This window comes from Streptomyces sp. O3, assembly GCF_054788135.1.
This window is the reverse complement of the sequence record NZ_JBTVYK010000081.1, coordinates 1-20,141: the sequence shown is the minus strand read 5'-3', so window position 1 is coordinate 20,141 and position 20,141 is coordinate 1. Positions and strand designations below refer to the sequence as shown.

Genomic DNA, 20,141 nt, shown 5'->3' with positions numbered 1-20,141 from the left:
TTTTGGTGGGGGGGCGGGGTGTGACCACACCGGGCGGTTAGACCACGGGGGGGGGGGGGGGGGGGGGGGGGGGGTGCTGTGGGGGGCGGGGGGGGGTCGCCCGCCCCCCCCACGCCGGAGAACCGGGGAGGGAGTCGAGATGAGCGACACGATGGTGACGCTGGTGGGGAACGTCGCGTCGGAGCCGAGGTACCGCGAGCAGCCCAGCGGAGGGGTGACGCGGTTCCGGCTCGCGGTGACCGCCCGCCGCTATGACCGGGTATCGCAGGTGTGGAGGGACTCCGGCACCAGCTTCTTCACGGTGTGGGCCAGAAGGACGCTGGCCGCGAATGTGGCGTCGTGTGTGACGGTCGGTGAGCCCGTGGTCGTGCACGGGCGGTTGCGGGTGTGGGAACGGGAGGCCGAGGACCGCCGCTGGCTGTCGGCGGACGTGGACGCGGTGACGGTGGGCCACGATCTGTCGCGCGGTACGGCGGCGTTCCGCCGGGTGTCACGGGCCGCCGCCCCGGAGCTGACCGAACGTCCGGCGGCGGACGCGGGGCACAGCCCGCGGTGGGAGCAGGGCCCCGAACCCGCGCCGCCACCGGACACCGGGCCGCCACCGGACACCGCGCCGCCACCGGACACCGGGCCGGACCTCGCGCCCGCGCCGGACGCCGCGCCCGCGCCCGCGCCGGAGTCGGTTTCGGTGACCACTGGTTGACGCGCGAGCGCGACATATCGCCCCAACGGGGTCGGGTTGGCCGGAGATTTGTCGATAAGGCCAGGTCGCATATGACTGCTGGCGATAACGATTGCGAGTCGGATCAGTCGTCGGACGGCATGATCGGGTCCGAGGGCGCGCGGCGTCCCTAGGATTTCGGGACGTAACTCACGGGGTTGATGACCGCGGTCGATGACGGCGGTTGGTGTTGCTGGCGGGATCGTCCCCCCATGCGTATGGGTCCCGCCCGGAGGGGAATTCAGTGGTTTCTTCGTTCTCTGTACGGCGGCGCGCCGCTCGCCTCGCCGCCGTGACGCTCGCGTCAGGTCTCGCCGCGGCCGGGGTGCTGGCCGGGGCGGGGGCCGCGGCGGCCGACGACGAACCGCAGCGGCAGGGCGGCGCCGCCGCGACGCTGGGCGACCTGGTGACACAGGATCAGGCGGTGATCCGCACGGCGGACGGCGGCGAGCGGAAGATCCCGGCCGGTCTCTTCGAGATGTCCGTGGAAGACGGCGGCACCCTGCAGACGTACTGCGTCGACATCCACAACCCGACCCAGAAGGGCGCGAAATACCGGGAGACCCCCTGGGCCGCGACCTCCCTCAACAGCAATCCGCACGCGGGCAGGATCCGCTGGATCCTGCAGAACTCCTACCCGCAGGTCAACGACCTCGCCGAACTGGCGAAGAAGTCCGGCGCCCGCGACCTCACCGAGGAGACCGCGGCGGCCGGCACCCAGGTGGCCATCTGGCGCTACTCGGACGACGCCGACGTCGAGGCGCTCGACCCGCGCGCCGAGAAGCTCGCCGACTACCTGGAGAAGCACGCCAGGAACCGCGCCGAACCCGAGGCCTCGCTCACCCTCGACCCGCCCGCCGTCTCCGGCCTCGCGGGGCAGCGGCTCGGCCCGGTGACCGTGCGCACCAGCGCCGAGTCCGTGACCGTCAGCCCGCCCGCGGACGCCGCGGCCAGCGGGGTGCGGGTCGTCGACGCAGACGGCGAGGCGGTGACCTCGGCGGGGCACGGCAGCGAGCTGTACTTCGAGGTGCCGAAGGACGCCGCCAAGGCCGGGGCGGCCGCGCTGACCGTCCAGGCGTCGACCACCGTGCCGGTCGGCCGGGCCTTCGCCTCCGAGACCCGGAGCCAGACGCAGATACTCGCCGGTTCGAGCGAGTCGACCGTCTCGGCCACGGCGAGCGTGAACTGGGCGAAGCAGGGCGCCATACCCGCGCTGTCGGCCCAGAAGAACTGCGCCAAGGGCGGTGTGGACATCGCCGCCGCCAACAGCGGCGACGAGCCGTTCACCTTCGAGCTGATGGGCTTCGAGCACACCATCGAGGCCGGAGAGTCGCGGACGGTCACCATCCCGCTACAGGAGGATCAGGCCTACGACTTCACGGTCACCGGGCCGAACGGCTTCCAGAAGCGGATCAAGGGCGTCCTGGACTGCGCGACGGCGGGCGCCCCCGACGGCGGCACCCCGGAGCCGTCCGCCGGCCCGAGCCCCGCCTCGGTCGGCGGCGCCGGCATCGCGGACGGCCGCAACCTCGCCGAGACCGGCAGCTCCAGCGCCACCCCGAAGATCGCGGGCACCGCGGTCGCCCTGGTCGTGATCGGCGGCGTGGCGGTGTTCTTCCTCCGCAAGAAGGACGGCAGCGGGCAGTAGCCGCCCGGTCACCGTCCGAGCGACCCCAGAGGGCCGATCGGAACGCCCTCCGGGGGCCGCCGGGAGAACCGGTTTCCCCCCGAGCGTGGCCGTCAGGCAAGATGGGGTGTATCTGGCGGCCCTGGGGGGTGATCTGGCCTCTGACCAGTGGTGGAACGGCTGACTAGGGGCCGTTTCGGGGCCGTGGGCCGTCCGTGGGCCGTCAGGCCGCCGCCGAGACCTCAGCGACCGGGTGCATGCGCCGGAACACGGACGACACGGCCGCTCGCGTCTTCTCCTCGCTGCTGGGTAGCAGGTGGGTGTAGATCTTCAGTGTGAACCCAGGGTCGGAGTGTCCTAGGTAGGTGCTCAGCGCCTTGATGCTTCCTCCGCCTTCCAGGACCACGGAGGCGTAGAAGTGTCGTAGCGCGTGCATCCCGTCGTCCGGGGCGGCAGCGTACCTCTGGCCCGGCTTCCTCGGTGGGATGACGCCTGCATGAGCCAGAGCGGGCTTCCATACGTAGTCGTCGAAGTAGCTTCGCCAGATGGCCTTGCCGACGCCGCTGGTGAAGACCAGGTTGAACGTCACCAATGGCCCGTCCGGGGTCTTCCACGGCAGCGTGACGGGTACGGGCGGGAACATCTCCATGTGCTCCTGTAAGCCCGTGCCCACCACCGGACTGAGAGGCGCGTCCCGGAGCTTGCCGCGCTTGGGCGGGGCGAAGACCAGGGCGCCGCCCACGCGCTTGATCTGCTGGCGGACGTGCACCCAGCCGATGTCGAAGTCCAGGTTGTCATCAGCGAGGCCGAACACCTCGCCCTGGCGGAGTCCGCAGCCCCCACCGGCGTCCACAGTGGCCGCATACCGGGTGGGCATCCCCGCGCGCACAGCCACTACGCGCTCGTCGGGCCACGGGATGATCAGCCGGTCTTCGGGTACCGGGGGCTTGACCGACTGGGCGTGACAGGGGTTCGTTCTGATCACGCCGTCGTCTACAGCCGCGTTGAACAGCGACGACACCGAGTCGTAGACGGCGCGGCGGTACGTCCCGTTCGGCACCGCCAACTGGAGCTGGTTCAACCAGGTGCGCATGTGTTCGGGCTTGAACGACCCCATGGGGCGCGTACGCAGATAGGGAACAGCGTGCAGCCGGATGCGCCTGCACACCACTTCCTGGCTGCCCAGGTCGGTTGTCAGCCCACCTAGGTACTTCTCGGCGTACTTGCCAAACGTGATCTGCCCGGCTTTCGGGTCGATGTACTGCCCGGCGTCCATGTCCGCTTTGGTCCGCGTCAACCACTTCTCGGCAAGCCGCTTCTGCCCGTCGGCGTAGCTCTTGGACTTCTCGGTGCCGTCGGGGCCGACGTACCGGGCGCGGTAGCGCAGGCCGATTCCGTAGCGATCGCTCTTAGCGCGGACGGTCTTGCCGTCGGCGTCCTCCTCGGTCTTGTACCAGCGGTCTTGGATGTGTCCAGCCATGTCAGGCGTGTCCCTTCAGGAGGTGTGCGGTTTCGGTCCTGGCGAGCCAGCGCTCCGCGTCGCGGCGGTGGTGGAAGGTCTTGGACTTGCGGGTGCCGTCGGCGTCGATGAAGCAGGCGCGGTATCGCGGGGTCCGGCCGTATCGAGCGGTGCGGATGCGGTCGGTTCCGGGGCGGGGTCGTACGTGCCAGCGGTCTTGGATGTGTCCAGCCATGGGGGCTGTGTCCCTTCTCGGTAGCAGGGCGTGGGAGGGCCAGAGAGCGGCCGTCCGGCCGGTTTTGGGGTGTGCTGGGTCGGGCCCGCTACGTGCTACGGGCCTGCTCGGTGGGGGTGTGGGGTGCTTGCGGGGGTGCTACCGGTAGCGGGTGGTGCTGCTACCGGTAGCGGCTCTTAGGGAGGCTGAGGGGGTGGCCTCCCTGGCATCGCGGCCGTTCAGGCGGCGTGGTCGGTTTCGAGGGCGGTCTGTTCGGTGACCCACTGGCGTACGGCGGTGGGGTCGTAGCGGAGGTGTTTGCCGACGCGGAAGGCGGGCGGTCCGATGCGCTTGCGACGCCAGGCGTAGACGGTCTCGACGCTTGGGAGGCTGAACATGGTGACCAGGTCTTCGGGGGTGAGGTAGCGGTCGGGGAGGCCGCCGCGCAGGGTGGCGTGCGGGTCGTCGTTCACGGGTCGCGGGGTGTTCATGACGCTGTGCCTCCGGGGGCGGGGGTGCAGGTGGGGTGGGTGGTCTGGCCCGCTTCGAGGAGCTCGAACGGACCGCCGCACTCGGTGCACAGCGGTGCGTTGTGAAATGGCGTGCGCAATGGCGTGGGTCGCGCCTCATCGCGCCTCAGCGCGTGCCCGTAGCCGCCTGAGCCGGAGTCCGTGAGGCGCGATGAGGCGCGATTCAGCGCATTGTGACTGTCACTGGTGAGGGCGAGTCCGGTGTAGGCGCGTTGCTGCTTGCCGTCGGGGCCGCGTGGCTTGGTGATGCGCACCTGGGGTACGACGGACTGGAGGTTGCGGCCGAACATCTGCTTGGTGCCCGCGCGGGTGCCGTTGTCTTCGGCCCAGGTCCGCCAGACCGCCCACAGTTCGTCCACGGTGACCTCACAGGCGGGGCCGGTCTCGCAGCATTCGCGGACGAACGCGCTCGTGGGTGAGGCGGTGTCCTGCATGGTGGTGACCGCTTCGCGGGATGAGGGCGGTTCGGTGAGCCGTCCGGTCGCTTCGAGCCGGGCGAGGCCGTCCAGGGCCCAGTTGAGAATGCCGGGCATCTCCGCGGCGAGCTTTTCGGTGAGAGCGGTGTCCTCCTTGCCGAGCCACGAGACCGTCATGTTGAGGACCACGAAGCGGCGGGCGATGACGCCCGAGGAGTCGCCGAAGTTCGGCAGTTCGTTGGACAGGATCATCAGCCGGGTGGGGAGCTTGCCGGTCCACGGGTCCTTGAACTTGCGGTCCACGTCGATGGTGTCCTCCCCGGAGATGGTCAGCAGCCGCTCCACGATCTGCGGACCGTCGCGGCCGGTCAGCCGGGCGTCGGAGACGACCGCGAGGGACTTGCCGAGCAGCGGTGAGAGTCCGAAGTTGGTGCCGAGGCTGGCCAGGGTGGGCCCGGCCATGTTCCCCTCACCGACCAGCCCGGAGAGGATGCGCGCGATCGTGCCCTTGCCGGAACGGGTCGGGCCGACGATGAGAAGGATCTTCTGCTGGTCGGTGCGGCCCGACAGGACGTAGCCGAACCACTCCTGAAGTGCCGCGATCGAGTGCGGGTCGTTTGGCCACACCTGCTGAAGGAACGCCTCCCAGGCGGGGGCGGCGGCGTCGGGGTCGTAGTCGAACGGGACGGACACCAGGTTGAAGAAGCCGGGCGTCAGCGGCATCAGCGTGCGATCGGCGACGCGCAGCAGGCCGTTGGTGCACGCCACGATCGGGCCCTTGCCGTGCGGGAGCGCGTGGCCGGGCGGATCGAGGCGGGCGGGGGCGTCGATGCCGGGCGCGAGGTGGGTCACGGCGGCGATGGCCTGCATCAGGTCGGCCACCTTGCGGATGTTCGGTGCCCACCGGCGCAGCTCGGTGCCCTTGCCGGTGGTGTGCTCGAACTGGGCGTGTTCCAGTTGCTTGTAGAGGCTGGCCCGCACTTGCTGGGCGTCCAGCTCCCGCCAGTGTGAGTACTCCCAGGCCATCCAGGCACCGCGCCAGTGCCGGAGCGTCAACAGGTCGTCGTGCTGCCAGGCGGGGGCCAGGTGCCGGGCCACGGCCATCGGGTCGGTCGGCGGCGGGACCGCGGTCGCGGTCTCGGTGGTCATTCCGCCTCCCCGGAAGGCTCGTAGGTCAGGTAGCGGCCGGGCTGGCCGGGGACCGCGACCGGTGGCCAGCCGGGGGTGGCCGTCAGGCGGTGCGGGGGCAGCGGGCGGGCGAGCGCGTCCAGTTCGGCCCTCACAGGCCGGGCGGACAGGCGCATGCGGCGCACGGCGTCCAGGGCGTCTCGGGTCACCTCCCTATGCCAGGCGTCGTCATCGAGACTGGCGAGCCAGTTCTCCCGTACTTGCTGGCGACGCCACGACTCGGCCGCGACGAGAGCGGCGGCGTACCGGCGCGGGTCGGTCGGAGGGAGCTCCCGCCACGCGTCGCTGCCGTAGGCGGGGAAGGTGCCAGGCAGCAACTCGGCCTGAGCAGCCGCCCACAGCGCGGTGGCGTCGGCGGTGAGGTCCGGCAAGTGCGGGTCGGTGTTCACGGGGACGGGTGCGTTGTTCACCGTGCCCGGTGAGATGTTCACGCGAGTGTTCATGCAGGGGGTGCTCATACCCGACTCGCGCACGAGTCGGGCCGACTCGTTCACTCGACTGTTCACGGTGTTCATGCGGGCACCGCCGATCCGGTCGGCCGTGAACACTCGCGTACGAGTCGGGCAGAGCGCAGGCAGCCAGGCCGACCGGCCGCGTGGTGAACTCCCCCGTGAGGGTGCCGGTGAGCACTCGACTTACGCAGCTCACACCCCGACCGTGCAGCCGCCGGGACGGCCACGGGATCGGGACGCCACGTCGCCTCGAAGACCGGCTGATGGGTGTGCGCGAGCCGGGCCAACAACCGCCAGTCGACCCCGTACGAGTCGACCGGACCGCCCCCGACCCGACCACCCGACCGTTCACCGATTCCGCCCGCCGACCGGTCGTGAACACTTCCGTGAACGCGTTCACCGGCCAGGCCTCGAACGCTCGTGACCGCCTGCCCGGTGCCGTAGGCGAACACCAGCAACAGCGCCATGGACAGCGGCAGCCAGTCAGCCTTGGCACCGTTGCACGGCTCACAGGCGAGCACGAGCGAGGTGCCCGACCATGACCGCCACAGCTTGAGTGGCACCACGTGATCGAGGGTGGCGTCCCGCAGCGAGCCGAGCGGGACGCGGCAGTAGGCGCACCGCATCCCGAACCGCCGCGCGACCTGTTCCTTGCGGGCCCGGCGACGAGCCGAGCCGAGCTTTCGCATGCTGCTCACGCCGCACCTCCCGGCGCGCTCTCGTGCAGCCCGGCCAGCCCCCGCAGACAGGCCGCAAGCTCACCGACCACCAGGGCCAGTTCGACGGGCTGAGCAGCGGCGAGGTTCATGCTCTCCGCGTGCTTCAGGGCCTGGCGGGCCAGTTGAACGAGCGGAGCGGCCTGACCGTCGGCCGTCATGTCCGCAGGCTCCGGCAGCGCCGGACGCTGGGCGGGCCACAGGTCCCACACGTCGCAGCCCAGGATCCGCGCGAGTGCGTGAGCGTGGCGGGCGTAGGGCCGCCGTCCGGGCTCGTTCACCCACCGCTCCACCGTCTTGCGGTCCACACGCAGCCGCTCAGCCAGTTCCTCGTAGGTCAGTCCGGCCTCGACTAACGCGGCCCGCAGGTGGGGGTTCCCGACCTGGACGGGAGTCGCCTTCGCGCTGCTCTCGGGTGTGATCACCCGCAGTGCTGTCGAGTCGTGCGGCATCATGGAAACACCCCTTCGAGGGTCGGGGAGCGGTTGTCTACTTGGCGGTGGAGGACCGCTCCCTGTTGATGAGCCCTGGTTTCGACCAGGGCTTTTTTGCGGGAATCTCGCCCGTCTCCGGGCGACCGCTTACTAACTACCTTGCACTAGTCTGCTGTGGTGCACAAGCCTTGTGCTGTGATGCGTACTAGTTCGCTGTGATGGAAGTCGGTACGCTCAGGCCATGACCGTCACGAGAGGGCCCAAGCCGAAGGCAGTGGAAGTCGCGGACGCGCTCCGCGACGACATCAAGCGGATGAAGCCGGGCGACAAGCTTCCGTCGCAGCGCGAGCTCATGGATCGCTTCGGATACGCGAGCCAGACCATCCAAAACGGGCTGGCCGCGCTCCGGGCCGAAGGGCTGATCATGTCGGCCGGGAATCTCGGCAATTTCGTCAGCGACGGTTCCGCCCCCAGCAGCGACGTGCACGACGACATCAAGGAAATCCGCTCCCAGATTCAGGCGTTGACTGAACGACTCGAAGCACTGGAGGAACGCTCCGTGTCTGGTGGTGCGTGATCTGTAGCCAGCATGCAGAACACGGGCCCGCTGGTGTAGGTGACATGGTGGGGGCAGGTAAACGGGGCGGGGACACGGCAGGTGTCACCCCGCTGTCCCCTTCCTTGTCCCCATGGCCCGCGCGCGAGACTCGGCACGTCAGCACTCGGAGGAGGGCGTTATGAGCGACGGCAGGCCCGCATGGGCGCGGCGCATCGCGGCTGAGCGTGTGGCTCGCGACTGGTCACAGCGGGACGCGGTGAAGGCTCTCCGTGCGCACGCCACAGAGGAACTACCCGCCGACGACAGCATGATCCGGCAGTGGAAGCGCTGGGAAGCTGGACAGATGCCGAACGACTTCTACCGGCCGTTCATCGCGGCCATGTTCGGCACCGTTACGCACGCGCTCTTTCCGGCGCCCGGCCGACGGGACGGGAACAAGGAAGTGCTCGCGGCGAGCGGCATGGAGACATTCGAGATCGTGAGTCGTCTCAGCCGCTCCGACGTCGACTCCGCGACGCTTGACGCCCTGCGGATCACCACGGATCGTCTCGCCTCTGAGTACCCGTACATGCCGAGCGAACAGCTCCTCATCGAGGGGCGGCAGTGGCTACGGCGAGTCGTGGAACTCCACTCCAAGAGTCTGACGCTCGCGCAGCATCGTGAGGTGCTGGCTCTCTCCGGCTGGCTCGCGCTCTTGGTGGGTTGCGTGGAGTACGACACCGGAGACCGTCAGGCGGCAGAGGGGACGCGTCAGGCCGCGCTTTCCCTCGCCACGGAGTCGGAGAACGCGGAGATTGCTGGTTGGGCCCACGAGATGCGGGCCTGGTTCGCCCTTACGACGGGTGACTATCGCGGCGTCGTCACTGCCGCCCAGGCGGGGGCGGAGGTGGCTTCCAGTCACGGCGTCGCGGTGCAGCTCGCTGGGCAGGAGGCCAAGGCATGGGCGCGGCTCGGGGACCGTCGGCAGGTTGAGGTGGCGCTTGACAAGGGGCGGCGGCTGCTCGAAGGGATGCCGCATCCCGAGAACCTGGACAACCACTTCGTGGTGGACCCCGCCAAGTTCGACTTCTACTCGATGGACTGCTACCGCCTCGTGGGCGAGGACAAGCTCGCGCGTACGCTCGCTGAGGAGGTGCTCCGCACGGGCACCGACTTCGACGGCACGGAGCGCTCACCGATGCGCAACTCGGAGGCGCGCGTCACGCTCGGCGTCACCGCGGCCCGTGAGGGCGACCTCGAACAGGCCCTCATCATGGGAGAGCGGGCTCTCCAGGGCGACCGCCAGTCAGTCCCTTCGCTCATCATGACGAGCCGCGAGCTGGCCGCGGAGATGCGGCGTCGCTACGCCGACGAGCCTTCTGCTCAGGATTACCTCGCGCACCTGCGCGACCTTGGCAACGCGAAGCCCGGCTTCCTGCCGCAGTAACGCTTGGTAGCCCCCGCTTGGAAGGCACTAGCGGCAGGCTCAACCCTCCGAAACCCCGGATTCGACCCGAGTCCGGGGTTTCTCCCCTGTCGACCGCTAACTACTAGCCCCCTGATCAGCGGCTAGGCGAGCCGCTAGCGGGGGTGCTAACGCTAGCGGGTCGCGCCGCTAGCGTTAGAGGCTCCCGCTATACGACCAACCGTCACGCTTGGTAGCTAAAAGGCAAGAGTGAGCGGCCTACGGCCGCACGTCCCTTGGCCCGCTCGCTACGTTCACGGGCACCGCCAGCCGCCGTCCAGGGCCAGCCCGGACATGAGCTGGCGCGCCGTGGAGCGCCCGCCCGGAGGGCGGTCCTTCTTGCCCTTCCCCGCGGCGCGGGAGCTCCCGGCGATAGCAGCACGGGCCCCACTCCGGGCCTCGCGCCGGGCCGTCTGTGGGCCGTCCGACGGCGACCGATGACCACCAACGACCACCGGCAACGGCGGGTGCCGATGGTGGACACGGTCGTTGCACCCCTGGTCAGGGCCTTCTGCCATACGGGTTTCCCCCCAGGGCCGACCGTCAGGCAAGATGGGGTGTATCTGCCCACTCCCAGTTTGCCGGACGGTTTCTCTTGGCTGAGTTCATCTACACCATGCGCAAGACGCGCAAGGCGCACGGCGACAAGGTGATCCTCGACGACGTCACCCTGAACTTCCTGCCTGGCGCGAAGATCGGTGTGGTCGGCCCGAACGGCGCCGGTAAGTCCACCGTTCTCAAGATCATGGCCGGGCTCGAGCAGCCCTCCAACGGCGACGCGTTCCTCTCGCCGGGGTACAGCGTCGGCATCCTCATGCAGGAGCCGGAGCTCGACGAGAGCAAGACGGTCCTGGAGAACGTGCAGGACGGCGTCGCCGCCACCAAGGGGAAGCTGGACCGCTTCAACGAGATCGCCGAACTGATGGCGACCGACTACTCCGACGAGCTGCTCGAAGAGATGGGCAGGCTCCAGGAGGAGCTGGACCACTCAGGCGCCTGGGACCTGGACGCCCAGCTGGAACAGGCGATGGACGCGCTCGGCTGCCCGCCCGGCGACTGGCCGGTGGTCAACCTCTCCGGCGGTGAGAAGCGCCGCGTCGCGCTCTGCAAGCTGCTGCTGGAGGCCCCCGACCTGCTGCTCCTCGACGAGCCCACCAACCACCTCGACGCCGAGTCGGTGAACTGGCTTGAGCAGCACCTCTCGAAGTATCCGGGCGCCGTGGTCGCCGTCACCCACGACCGGTACTTCCTGAACAACGTCGCCGAGTGGATCCTCGAACTCGACCGCGGCCGCGCCCACCCCTACGAGGGCAACTACTCCACCTACCTGGAGAAGAAGCAGGCCCGCCTCAAGGTCGAGGGCCAGAAGGACGCCAAGCGGCAGAAGCGCCTCAAGGAAGAGCTGGAGTGGGTCCGCTCCAACGCCAAGGGCCGCCAGACCAAGTCCAAGGCGCGCCTCGCCCGTTACGAGGAGATGGCCGCCGAGGCCGAGAAGATGCGGAAGCTGGACTTCGAGGAGATCCAGATTCCGCCGGGCCCGCGCCTGGGCAGCATCGTCGTCGAGGTCGAGAACCTCAACAAGGCGTTCGGCGACAAGGTCCTCATCGAGGACCTCAGCTTCACTCTGCCGCGCAACGGCATCGTCGGCGTCATCGGCCCCAACGGCGCGGGCAAGACCACGCTGTTCAAGATGATCCAGGGCCTGGAGCAGCCGGACAACGGCTCCATCAAGGTCGGCGACACCGTCAAGGTCAGCTACGTCGACCAGGGCCGCGCCAACATCGACCCCAAGAAGACCCTCTGGGCGGTCGTGTCGGACGAGCTGGACTACATCAACGTCGGCCAGGTCGAGATGCCGTCCCGCGCCTACGTCAGCGCCTTCGGCTTCAAGGGCCCGGACCAGCAGAAGCCGGCCGGAGTCCTCTCCGGCGGTGAGCGCAACCGCCTCAACCTGGCGCTCACCCTCAAGGAGGGCGGCAACCTGCTGCTCCTCGACGAGCCGACCAACGACCTCGACGTCGAGACCCTGTCCTCGCTGGAGAACGCGCTCCTGGAGTTTCCGGGCGCCGCGGTGGTCATCTCCCACGACCGCTGGTTCCTGGACCGCGTCGCCACGCACATCCTGGCGTACGAGGGCGACTCCAAGTGGTACTGGTTCGAGGGCAACTTCGAGTCGTACGAGAAGAACAAGATCGAGCGCCTCGGCCCGGACGCGGCCCGCCCGCACCGCGCCACGTACAAGAAGCTGACGCGGGGCTGATGCGCCGGTGACGCGACACGTGTACTCCTGCCCGCTGCGCTGGTCGGACATGGACGCCTTCGGGCACGTCAACAACGTGGTGTTCCTCCGCTATCTGGAGGAGGCCCGGATCGACTTCATGTTCCGGCTGGCGCCGGGCGACGGCTCGCCCTCGTTCTCGGGCGGGTCCGTCGTCGCGCGGCACGAGATCGACTACGTACGGCCGCTGGTGCACCGGCATGAGCCGGTCACCGTCGAGTCCTGGGTGACGAAGATCGGCGCGGCCTCGCTCACCATCGCGTACGAGATCAAGGACGCCGGGGTCGCCGGGAGTCCGGGGCAGGTGTACGTGCGGGCCTCCACCGTCGTGGTGCCGTTCGACCTTGAGGCCCAGCGGCCGCGCCGGATCTCCGCCGAGGAGCGGTCCTTCCTCCAGGAGTACCTCGACGACGCGGCCTCCGGCGGCCCGGACGCCGCGGAGGCGTTGGCCGCATGACGCACGCGTCCCCGGCGTCGCGTCCAGAGCGTCCGGAGCGCCTGGAGCGCCTGGAGCGCTTGGAGCGCCTGGAGTTCGCCGACGCCGGGGAGGCGGCGGATCTCGCCGCCTTCCTGGCCCGGCTGATCCACTACGACAAGGCCGCCGCGGTACGGCTCCAGGCGGAGGGCCGGGCGCTGGCCGTGTTCGGGCGGCCGCCGTCGTTCGAGGTCCTGGCGATCCGGACGGCGCGGCTCGCGCTGCCCGGCGGCGAGCTGGATGTGACCGTGTCCGCGGGCGAGTTGCTGGAGTCCGTGGACGAGCGGACGGGCACGGCACGGGTGCCCGCGGCCGTCACCGGGCCGCCCTGGGCCGGGGTGCTGCCGCCGCGCGCCGGATGGCGCCGGCTGTCCGGGCTCCCGGCGGCCGACGAGGTACGCCGCCTGGTGGCCGACGCGGTCGCCGAATTCCGGGCGCGCACCGAGGAGTTGCCGCCGGACAAGCGGACCCGCTCCGAACTGGACCGGATCGGCGGCGAGGTGTGGTCGGCGCCGGTCGGCGACACCGGCCTGCCGGTACGGGCCGCGCACGCCGCGCAGGCGCTGGGCTTCCTGCGGCCCGGCGGCACACCGCTCGACCTGCTCGGCGCGGGTGCGTGGCTGCGGCTGCGCACACCGTACGGATCGGTCGCCGTACGCGGGTCGGGCGGCCTGGGCGCGCTGAGCGTCAGCCCCGCCTAGGGCGGTTCGGGCCGGAGGTCAGCCCTCCGAGTTCACCATCGAGGCCGCGGCGTAGGTGAGGTAGTTCCACAGGGTGCGCTCGTGCTCCTCGGAGAGCCCGAGCTCGTCGACGGCGGCCCGCATATGCCGCAGCCACGCGTCGTGCGCGGCGCGGTCCACGGTGAACGGGGCGTGCCGCATGCGCAGCCGGGGGTGGCCGCGGTTGTCGCTGTATATGCGGGGGCCGCCCCAGTACTGCATCAGGAACAGGGCGAGCCGCTCCTCGGCCGGGCCCAGGTCCTCCTCCGGATACATCGGCCGTAGCAGGGGGTCGTCCGCGACCCCCTGGTAGAACAGGTGGACCAGGCGCCGGAAGGTCTCCTCGCCGCCGACCTGTTCGTAGAACGTCTGTTCCTGAAGTGTGCCGCGCGGAATCTCTTTCACGCCTCCATGTTCTCAGACCCGTCGGCCGAGTACCGGAGGTCTAGGACCATCCCCTGGGCTACTCCCGAGTAGCCCAGGGGGCGGTCCTCGCGTCCGGAGCGATATCGCAGCACAGTGGATGCCATGGGTGGGCCGACGTCCGAGCCGCACCCGCGCAGCGAGGCCGAGATCGCCGCCGAGGCGCGGGCCGGACTCGTGCGCGAGATCGAGGCGAGCGGGGCGCTGGCCGACGACCCCGCCTGGCTCGCGGCGTTCGCGGAGGTCCCGCGCCATGTGTTCGTGCCGTACTACTACCTCGGCGTGGTGGGCGGCCATGAGCGGCTGTGGGGCGAGGACCCGGACCTCGGGCGGCGGGAGCGCTGGCTGCGCGGGGCGTACGTGGACGCGCCGCTGGCCACCCGGCTGCGGGACGGCGAGCTGGTCTCGTCCAGCAGCCAGCCGTCGCTGATGGCCAGGATGCTCGCCGAGCTGCTGATCAGGGACGGAGACGCGGTGCTGGAGGTCGGCGCGGGCACCGGCTACAACGCGGCGCTGCTCGCCCACCGGCTGGGGGACGACCTGGTCACCACCGTCGACCTGGACCCGGAGATCACCGAGTCGGCGCGGCGGCACCTGGACGCCGCCGGTTATCACCCGGCCGTCGTCACCGGGGACGGGGCGCGCGGCTGCCCCGAGCGGGCCCCGTACGACCGGATCATGGCGACCTGCGGCCTGGAGACCGTGCCGCGGGTGTGGCTTGAGCAGTGCCGCCCCGGCGCGTGGATCCTGGCGCCGCTGTCGACCGGGCTGATCCGCCTCAAGGTGCGGGACTCCGGCCACGCCGAAGGGCACTTCCTGCACACGCCCGCCTACTTCGTGCCGCTGCGCGGCTCACCGGTCCCGCGGCGGCCGCCGTCACCGCCGCCGCACGTCGGCGGACTGCCGCGCGGGGCGGCCCAGAACGAACTCTTCCGGTTCCTCCGCACGCTCACCGAGGGCCGCCTCGACCCGCAGGAGGCGTTCGCGCTGTGGCGGCGCGAGGGGCGTCCGGGACGCGAACGGTTCGGCGTCACCGTCAGCGGCCACGACGTATGGGCCTGGCTGGACGATCCGACCGGCCCCTACGCGTGGCCCCTGACGCCATAGACCCCACAGCCCCCATAGACGCCCCTCCGCCATAGTCCCTTAGACGCGGCGGATGGTGATCGTCGTCCAGGCGCCCACGTGGACCCGGTCGCCGTCCTGGAGGGGGACCGGGACGAAGGGCTGGATGGGGTCCTCGCCGCCGTTGACCGTGGTGCCGTTGGTGGAGTTCTGGTCGACGACCGCCCAGGAGCCGTCCGGCTGTTGGACCAGGATCGCGTGCTGGTGCGACACGCCCGGATCCTCCGGCGGCACGGACAGGTCGATGTCCGGGGTGTCGCCGGTGGAGTGGCGGCGACGGCCGATGGTGAGCTGGTTGCCCACCAGCGGGCGCTGCTGCTCGGGCGAGTACGCGGGCAGGTTGAGGCCGGACGCCTCGGGGCCGCTGCGCTGCATCATGGCCATGAAGTACTCGCGGTCGGGACCGATCGTCGCCGACCACCCCATGGGCGCCTGCGGGCCCTGGGGCGTCTGCGGGGCCTGAGGTGTCTGCGTCCGCTGCGGGTAGCCGTAGCCGCCGGGGTAGCCGGGGTCGCCGGGGCCCTGGGGTCCCGGCGGTGGGGCCTGCACCGCCTGCCCGGAGGGCGGCGGCAGCACCCAGTCGTCGTCGAAGCCGGGCGACGGCGCGCCGGGCCGGGGCGGCGCGGGCGGCCGCTCCTCCCGCAGAGGCGCCGGGGGCGGCGGCCCCTGGGCGAACCCCGGTGGCGGCGCGCCCTGCTGGAAGGCCGGGGGCGGCGGACCCTGCCGGTGGCCCGGCTCCTGGAGGCCGCCCGAGAGCGGCTCGGCCGGGCGGTTCATCTGCGAGAGGCCGGAGTCGGTGTACTCACCCGCGTCCGGCCGCTGCGGCCGGGACGGGAAGCCCGCCGGGCCGTCGCGCCCCGGCAGCGGCTGCTGGGGAGCCACCGGGGTGTACGAGGTCGCGGTGTTGGTGAGGAAGTTCCACCGGCACTCCTCGCAGAACGGGGCGTTGGCCTCGCGCGGGGTACGGCACTGCGGGCAGAGTTCCGCCTGACCGCCGGGACCGCCGGGACCGCCTGGCCCCTGCTGGGCGTAGCCGGGCGCGGCCGGTGGCGGCGGGGGAGGCGGCGGTACGGCACCGGCTCCCGCCATGCGGTGGCCGCAGACCTCACACCAGTCGTCGGAACCCGACTGGTGTCCGTTGGGGCAGGTCGGCATGTCGGCGCGTCCCCCTCTCCTTCACGGCTTCTTCACGTCATGACATCACGGCGTCACGACGTCACGTCATGTCTTCACAGCACTGCGTTCCGTTCACTTCTTCACGCGAACGGTCTTCGTCGACCGGGTCTCGAGCGTCATCTCGTCGGCGTCCGCGACCTTGGCCTTCAGCCGCACAGTACCCGCAGCGGCGTCGACCACGTCGACCACCTTCGCCAGAAGCTTCGCGGTATCCGCGTTCCCCGACGCGCTCGCCAGCTGAACGGCCCGCCCCAGCTTGGCCGTCGCCCCGTCCGCGTCCCCCGCCTTGCGGGCCTGAAGGCCCTGCTGGATGACCTGCGCCAGTTCCGCCTGCCCCGTGTAGTGCGCGACCTGCGGGTTGATCGCTGTGGTGGCCGCCATATCGTCCGTCCACACGGCCCGTACCAGACCCTGCGACAGGGTCCGCGCGCCGCCGTCCGGCTCCGGGATCACCAGCGAGACACGCGAGGCCAGCATCTCCTGGCCGACCCCGGCGCTGGGCACCTGGACACAGACGTGGTAGTCACGGGACTCGTCGCCCCAGGAGCCGGTCGGGTAGTCGCCGGCGCGCGGCCCGGCCTCGGTCCGCCGGTCGGTCAGCTCCTCGACGGTGGGCGCCACCTGCTTGACGAACGTGATCTCCGCGCCCATCGGCGTCCACAGCCGCAGCGCGACGTCCGCGACCTCCTTGCCCATCGCGGTCTCCATCATGTGCGTGAAGTCGTCGGCGAGCCCGGCCGGATCGGCCACGATGTCGGCCGTGCCGAGCAGCGAGGACGCGACGTGGGTGACCTCCTTGACCTCCCAGTCCGTGCCGACCCCGCGGGCGTCGCAGGTGAAGCGGCCCGCGGCGGAGTCCAGCGCGTCCTGGAGGTCTTCGGGCGACTCGTGCTCGTTGCGCCCGTCGGTGAGCAGGATGCCGTGCCGGATGGCCACGTCGGCGGTGGCCAGGAGCCGGTCGGCGAGCCGTAGCCAGGTGCCGATCGCGGTGCCGCCGCCCGCGCTCAGCCGACGCAGCGCCCGCTTGGCCTCGTCCCGCGTCCGCTCACCGGCCACGGCGAGCGCGCCGCCGCCCGGATAGACCTCCTTGGCGACATGCGTCCCGGCGATCACCGCGAACCGTACGCCGTCGCGCAGCGCGTCCACCGCGGCGGCCGTGGCGTCCCGCGCGCCCCGCATCTTGGTCGGCGGGTAGTCCATCGAACCCGAGCAGTCCACCATGAGCGCGACCGCCGCGTCGGAGGCCTGGCCCGGCGCGAGCGTGCGCGCCGCCGTGCCGCCCAGGGTGCCGCCCCCGGTCGAGGTGACCGTGACGATCGCGTTCACCTCCCGGCCGCCCTCGGGCAGGTACTCGTTCTGGTAGACCTCGACGTCGAACCGCGGAGCGTTCGACTTCTCGAAATTGGCCATGGGTTCTGCTCCCCCCTCGTGCGTGGCACGCGTGTTCGGCGCCGCGTCGTGTGTGCGTCGTGGTGCGTGGTGTGCGTGGTGTGCGTGTGTGCGTGGTGCGCGTTGTGGTGCGTACGCGCGCGCCGCTCGTGTGGCGAGCGCGCGTCGGGCCCCGCCCCTTCTCAGGCCGATCCTGCCCCTCGCGGCGCGACGGGGAACGGCAGCACCGCCACTGTTACGTTGTCGTGGCCCCCGCCGTCCAGGGCGTGGCCGACCAGCACCCGTGCGCTGTGCATCGGGCGTCGCCCGGCGTCCGCGGGGAGCACCGAGGCCAGTTCGTCCGCGCCCTCCGCGTAGTTCCACAGGCCGTCGGTGCACACCACCACCACGCCGGGGCGGTCCGGGGTGAAGGAGGCGGTGTGCGGCTCCAGTTCGTACGCGTCGGCGCCGAGCCAGCCGGTGATGGCGTGGGCGCGCTCGTCGGCGTACGCCTCGGCCTCGGTCATCAGTCCGGCGGCCACCATCTGCGCGGCCCAGGAGTCGTCCTCGGTGAGCCGGGCGGCCGGGGCGGAGCGGTCGTCCGGGACCCAGTAGACGCGGGAGTCGCCGACCCAGCCGACGACCAGCAGACCGGCCGTGACCACGGCGGCGACCAGGGTGCAGGCCGGGGCGTTCTGCCGGTGCGGCTCGTGTTTCCCGGCCGGTACGGGGTCGGCGGCCAGGGCGTTGACCGCGTCGGCGGCGGCGACGATCGCCTCGTGCAGGGCCCCGCGCGGGGGGACGCCGCGCGGCAGCGACGCCAGCAGCGCCTCGCTGGCCGCCCGCGACGCGGCCAGGGACGCCTCGTCGGGGCGGGCCGACGAGGACACGCCGTCGCAGACGATCGCCACGGTCGCCGGTGAGGCGTCCGGCAGCGCGGTCGAGGACACGGCGAACGCGTCCTCGTTGCGGTGGTGGCGCAGCCCGCGGTCGGTGACCGCGGCCACCGACCCGAGTTCCCGCTCCATGTGGTCGCGCTCGCGCGGCTGGGCGTGGCCGCAGTGCTCGCAGTAGCCGTCGTGGTCGACGGCGCCCCTGCGGCAGGCCACACAGCGCTTGCCGCCCGCCGGGGCGTTCGCCGGAGCGCCTGGTCGTGGGGGTGTGGTCTGTGGGGGCGCGGTCCGTGGGTCTGCCGGGGGCTGGAGCGGGAACTCGTCGGGCGCGTCGGCGGCTTCGGCGGTCTCGGTGGCTCCGGTGCTCGTCGAGTCGAGGCCCGCCAGGTCGCTGGGCAGATGCACCGGCGCCGGGCTGGCCGAACTGTCCTGCTCGGGCGCCTGCGGCCACTCCACCGAAGCCGAAGGCGACGGGGCAGGCGCGGGCGGGCTCGCGGCGGCGCGGGCGGCCCCGTTGATCGCGAGCGTCGGGTGGTCGTCCGGCGCGGCGTCCGGCGCGGCCGACAGGTCATATCCGCACGCGCCGCAGAACCGGTCACCCGATTCCAGCGGCTCCGCGCAGCTGGGACACCCTGACCGGGCCGACCCGACGGATGGCTGGGGCACTCGCGACATCAATCACACCCACGTCCGGGGGCGGAGACGGTTGGCCCGCTCCACCAGTTCGATCCTCTCCTCGCCGCGCTGAGCCAGCCGGGCGAGTGTGCGGTACGCGCGTTCGAGACCGGACCGCAGGCCGCGCTCGTCCAGAGCGCTGCCCAGCAGCATCTGGTGGCCCGCGGCTCCCGACGCCGTGCCGGGGCCGCCGGAGAGCACCCAGTCCAGGGCGGTCCCCAGCACCTCGGCCGACAGCCGCTCGCGGCGGATCGCGTCCAGGCCGACCTGCCGCAGCGCCTCCACCTGACCGGCGGCCGCGGTCAGATCGTCGAGCAGCGGCTCATGCGTCGCCTGGTCCCGAAGCCGGGCCCGTACGGCGGCGACTCGGGCCGCCGTGTAGTGAATCGACGCCTCCGGTACCGACTCCAGGGTACGCACCGCCCCACGCCGGTCGCCCGCGGCCAGCCGCACACGGGCGAGCCCGAAGGCCGCGCTGACATAGCTCGGGTCGGTCGTCCAGACCAGGCGGTAGTACTCGGCGGCGTTGTCCAACTGCCCCAGCACCTCCGCGCACACGCCGAGCGCGAGCTTGGGCGCGGCCTCGCCGGGGAACGCGTCGTACACCGCGTCGAAGGACAGCGCGGCGCTCGCGAAGTCGCCGGTGGCCAGGGAGACCACGCCGCGGTACCAGACGACCCGCCAGTCGTCCGCCTCGGTCCGCTCCAGGTCCTCCAGCGACCGGGCGGCGGACGTCAGTTCGGTCATCTCCAGGCGGGCGCGCAGCTCGCGCAGCCGCAGTTCGACGGACGGCGTCGGCGCGGCGTGCAGCGCGGTGATCAGCTCGGCGGGCGCGGCGGCCATCAGCCCCGCGAGGAACCCGGCGTTGGCGTCACCGGGATGCACCCGCGGCACCGGCAGCGCGAGCGCGGCGTCCCCGTACGCCAACGGCTTCACCAGCACCCCGCCCCCACCACCGGGCACGCTGCCCGCACTGGGCGTGCCTGCACCGGGCGCACCGGGTGCGCTCACGCCGGGTGTGCCGCCCGTGCCGTGTGTGCCGCCTTCACGAGGCGTGCCCGCGCCGGGCGCACCCGCGCCGGTCGCGCCGCCCGTGGCGCGCCTGTCCGGACCGGGCTGAGTCGCGGCCCCTTCCGGGCTGCCGCCCGGTGCGACGGCTGGCCGCGGTGCCGTCTGTCCGGGGGACGCCGGGCCCTGGGCGCCGCCCGGCACGGGGCCCGCGCGGCCCGCGCCCGAAGCGGCGTCGCCC

20 protein-coding genes are annotated in these 20,141 nt (G+C 71.5%); 8 read left to right on the top strand and 12 right to left on the bottom strand.

Going from position 1 to position 20,141, the window contains the following annotated elements:
* Window positions 1–139: 139 nt before the first annotated feature.
* On the top strand, window positions 140–703 hold the full coding sequence (locus ACX6XY_RS28260; RefSeq protein ID WP_460336816.1) for a single-stranded DNA-binding protein: 564 nt from the start codon (window positions 140–142) through the stop codon (window positions 701–703).
* A 262-nt stretch (window positions 704–965) separates the two neighbouring features.
* Complete coding sequence (locus ACX6XY_RS28255) at window positions 966–2,369, top strand: Cys-Gln thioester bond-forming surface protein (protein ID WP_460336814.1); 1,404 nt, start codon at window positions 966–968, stop codon at window positions 2,367–2,369.
* A gap of 202 nt (window positions 2,370–2,571) precedes the next feature.
* Here ACX6XY_RS28255 and ACX6XY_RS28250 read toward each other — a convergent pair whose 3' ends face one another.
* From ACX6XY_RS28250 to ACX6XY_RS28220, 7 genes are all read right to left on the bottom strand, one after another.
* A complete protein-coding gene (locus ACX6XY_RS28250) occupies window positions 2,572–3,828 on the bottom strand; it encodes a tyrosine-type recombinase/integrase (protein ID WP_460336811.1) in 1,257 nt (418 codons plus the stop codon).
* 1 nt (window position 3,829) lies between these two features.
* The gene (locus tag ACX6XY_RS28245) at window positions 3,830–4,042 is read right to left on the bottom strand and encodes a hypothetical protein (protein ID WP_460336809.1); all 213 of its coding nucleotides are present in this window, start codon (window positions 4,040–4,042) and stop codon (window positions 3,830–3,832) included.
* 218 nt (window positions 4,043–4,260) lie between these two features.
* Window positions 4,261–4,512 (bottom strand): helix-turn-helix domain-containing protein, encoded by a 252-nt coding sequence (locus ACX6XY_RS28240; protein ID WP_460336806.1) that lies wholly within the window; start codon window positions 4,510–4,512, stop codon window positions 4,261–4,263.
* Window positions 4,509–6,116, bottom strand: a complete 1,608-nt coding sequence (locus ACX6XY_RS28235) for a DNA primase family protein (RefSeq protein ID WP_460336803.1) — start codon at window positions 6,114–6,116, stop codon at window positions 4,509–4,511. The genes ACX6XY_RS28240 and ACX6XY_RS28235 overlap by 4 nt, the downstream gene beginning before the upstream one ends.
* A complete protein-coding gene (locus ACX6XY_RS28230; RefSeq protein WP_460336801.1) occupies window positions 6,113–6,598 on the bottom strand; it encodes a DUF2742 domain-containing protein in 486 nt (161 codons plus the stop codon). The genes ACX6XY_RS28235 and ACX6XY_RS28230 overlap by 4 nt, the downstream gene beginning before the upstream one ends.
* 68 nt (window positions 6,599–6,666) lie before the next feature.
* On the bottom strand, window positions 6,667–7,296 hold the full coding sequence (locus ACX6XY_RS28225; RefSeq protein WP_460336819.1) for an HNH endonuclease: 630 nt from the start codon (window positions 7,294–7,296) through the stop codon (window positions 6,667–6,669).
* Between the two features lie 5 nt (window positions 7,297–7,301).
* A complete protein-coding gene (locus tag ACX6XY_RS28220) occupies window positions 7,302–7,778 on the bottom strand; it encodes a helix-turn-helix transcriptional regulator (protein ID WP_460336798.1) in 477 nt (158 codons plus the stop codon).
* A 220-nt stretch (window positions 7,779–7,998) separates the two neighbouring features.
* Between ACX6XY_RS28220 and ACX6XY_RS28215 the strand changes: the two genes are divergently transcribed.
* The 5 genes from ACX6XY_RS28215 to ACX6XY_RS28195 all read left to right on the top strand — a co-directional run bounded on the left by ACX6XY_RS28215 (window position 7,999) and on the right by ACX6XY_RS28195 (window position 13,214).
* On the top strand, window positions 7,999–8,334 hold the full coding sequence (locus ACX6XY_RS28215; protein ID WP_460336795.1) for a winged helix-turn-helix domain-containing protein: 336 nt from the start codon (window positions 7,999–8,001) through the stop codon (window positions 8,332–8,334).
* Window positions 8,335–8,494: 160 nt separating this feature from the next.
* A complete protein-coding gene (locus tag ACX6XY_RS28210; RefSeq protein WP_460336792.1) occupies window positions 8,495–9,742 on the top strand; it encodes an XRE family transcriptional regulator in 1,248 nt (415 codons plus the stop codon).
* 613 nt (window positions 9,743–10,355) lie between these two features.
* Window positions 10,356–12,020, top strand: a complete 1,665-nt coding sequence (gene ettA, locus ACX6XY_RS28205) for an energy-dependent translational throttle protein EttA (RefSeq protein ID WP_460336789.1) — start codon at window positions 10,356–10,358, stop codon at window positions 12,018–12,020.
* 7 nt (window positions 12,021–12,027) lie between these two features.
* Entirely contained in the window at window positions 12,028–12,495 is a 468-nt protein-coding gene (locus tag ACX6XY_RS28200; protein WP_460336787.1) for an acyl-CoA thioesterase, read from the top strand.
* Window positions 12,492–13,214, top strand: coding sequence for a hypothetical protein (locus ACX6XY_RS28195; RefSeq protein ID WP_460336784.1), 723 nt, complete (start codon window positions 12,492–12,494; stop codon window positions 13,212–13,214). Before ACX6XY_RS28200 ends, ACX6XY_RS28195 begins: the two co-directional genes overlap by 4 nt.
* Before the next feature lie 18 nt (window positions 13,215–13,232).
* Here the strand turns inward: ACX6XY_RS28195 and ACX6XY_RS28190 are convergent, their stop codons facing one another.
* Complete coding sequence (locus ACX6XY_RS28190) at window positions 13,233–13,637, bottom strand: globin (RefSeq protein WP_460336782.1); 405 nt, start codon at window positions 13,635–13,637, stop codon at window positions 13,233–13,235.
* 123 nt (window positions 13,638–13,760) lie between these two features.
* On the opposite strand from ACX6XY_RS28190, the gene ACX6XY_RS28185 reads away from it, so the two are divergent.
* A complete protein-coding gene (locus ACX6XY_RS28185; protein ID WP_460336779.1) occupies window positions 13,761–14,762 on the top strand; it encodes a methyltransferase domain-containing protein in 1,002 nt (333 codons plus the stop codon).
* Window positions 14,763–14,801: 39 nt separating this feature from the next.
* Here ACX6XY_RS28185 and ACX6XY_RS28180 read toward each other — a convergent pair whose 3' ends face one another.
* The 4 genes from ACX6XY_RS28180 to ACX6XY_RS28165 all read right to left on the bottom strand — a co-directional run.
* Entirely contained in the window at window positions 14,802–15,935 is a 1,134-nt protein-coding gene (locus ACX6XY_RS28180; RefSeq protein ID WP_460336775.1) for an FHA domain-containing protein, read from the bottom strand.
* Window positions 15,936–16,028: 93 nt separating this feature from the next.
* Window positions 16,029–17,366: a vWA domain-containing protein gene (locus ACX6XY_RS28175; RefSeq protein ID WP_460336772.1), complete on the bottom strand. Its 1,338-nt coding sequence runs from the start codon at window positions 17,364–17,366 to the stop codon at window positions 16,029–16,031.
* Window positions 17,367–17,527: 161 nt separating this feature from the next.
* A complete protein-coding gene (locus ACX6XY_RS28170) occupies window positions 17,528–18,892 on the bottom strand; it encodes a PP2C family serine/threonine-protein phosphatase (RefSeq protein WP_460336769.1) in 1,365 nt (454 codons plus the stop codon).
* A gap of 3 nt (window positions 18,893–18,895) precedes the next feature.
* The coding region (locus ACX6XY_RS28165) for a tetratricopeptide repeat protein (RefSeq protein WP_460336766.1) at window positions 18,896–20,141 on the bottom strand (1,246 nt) is incomplete at its 5' end.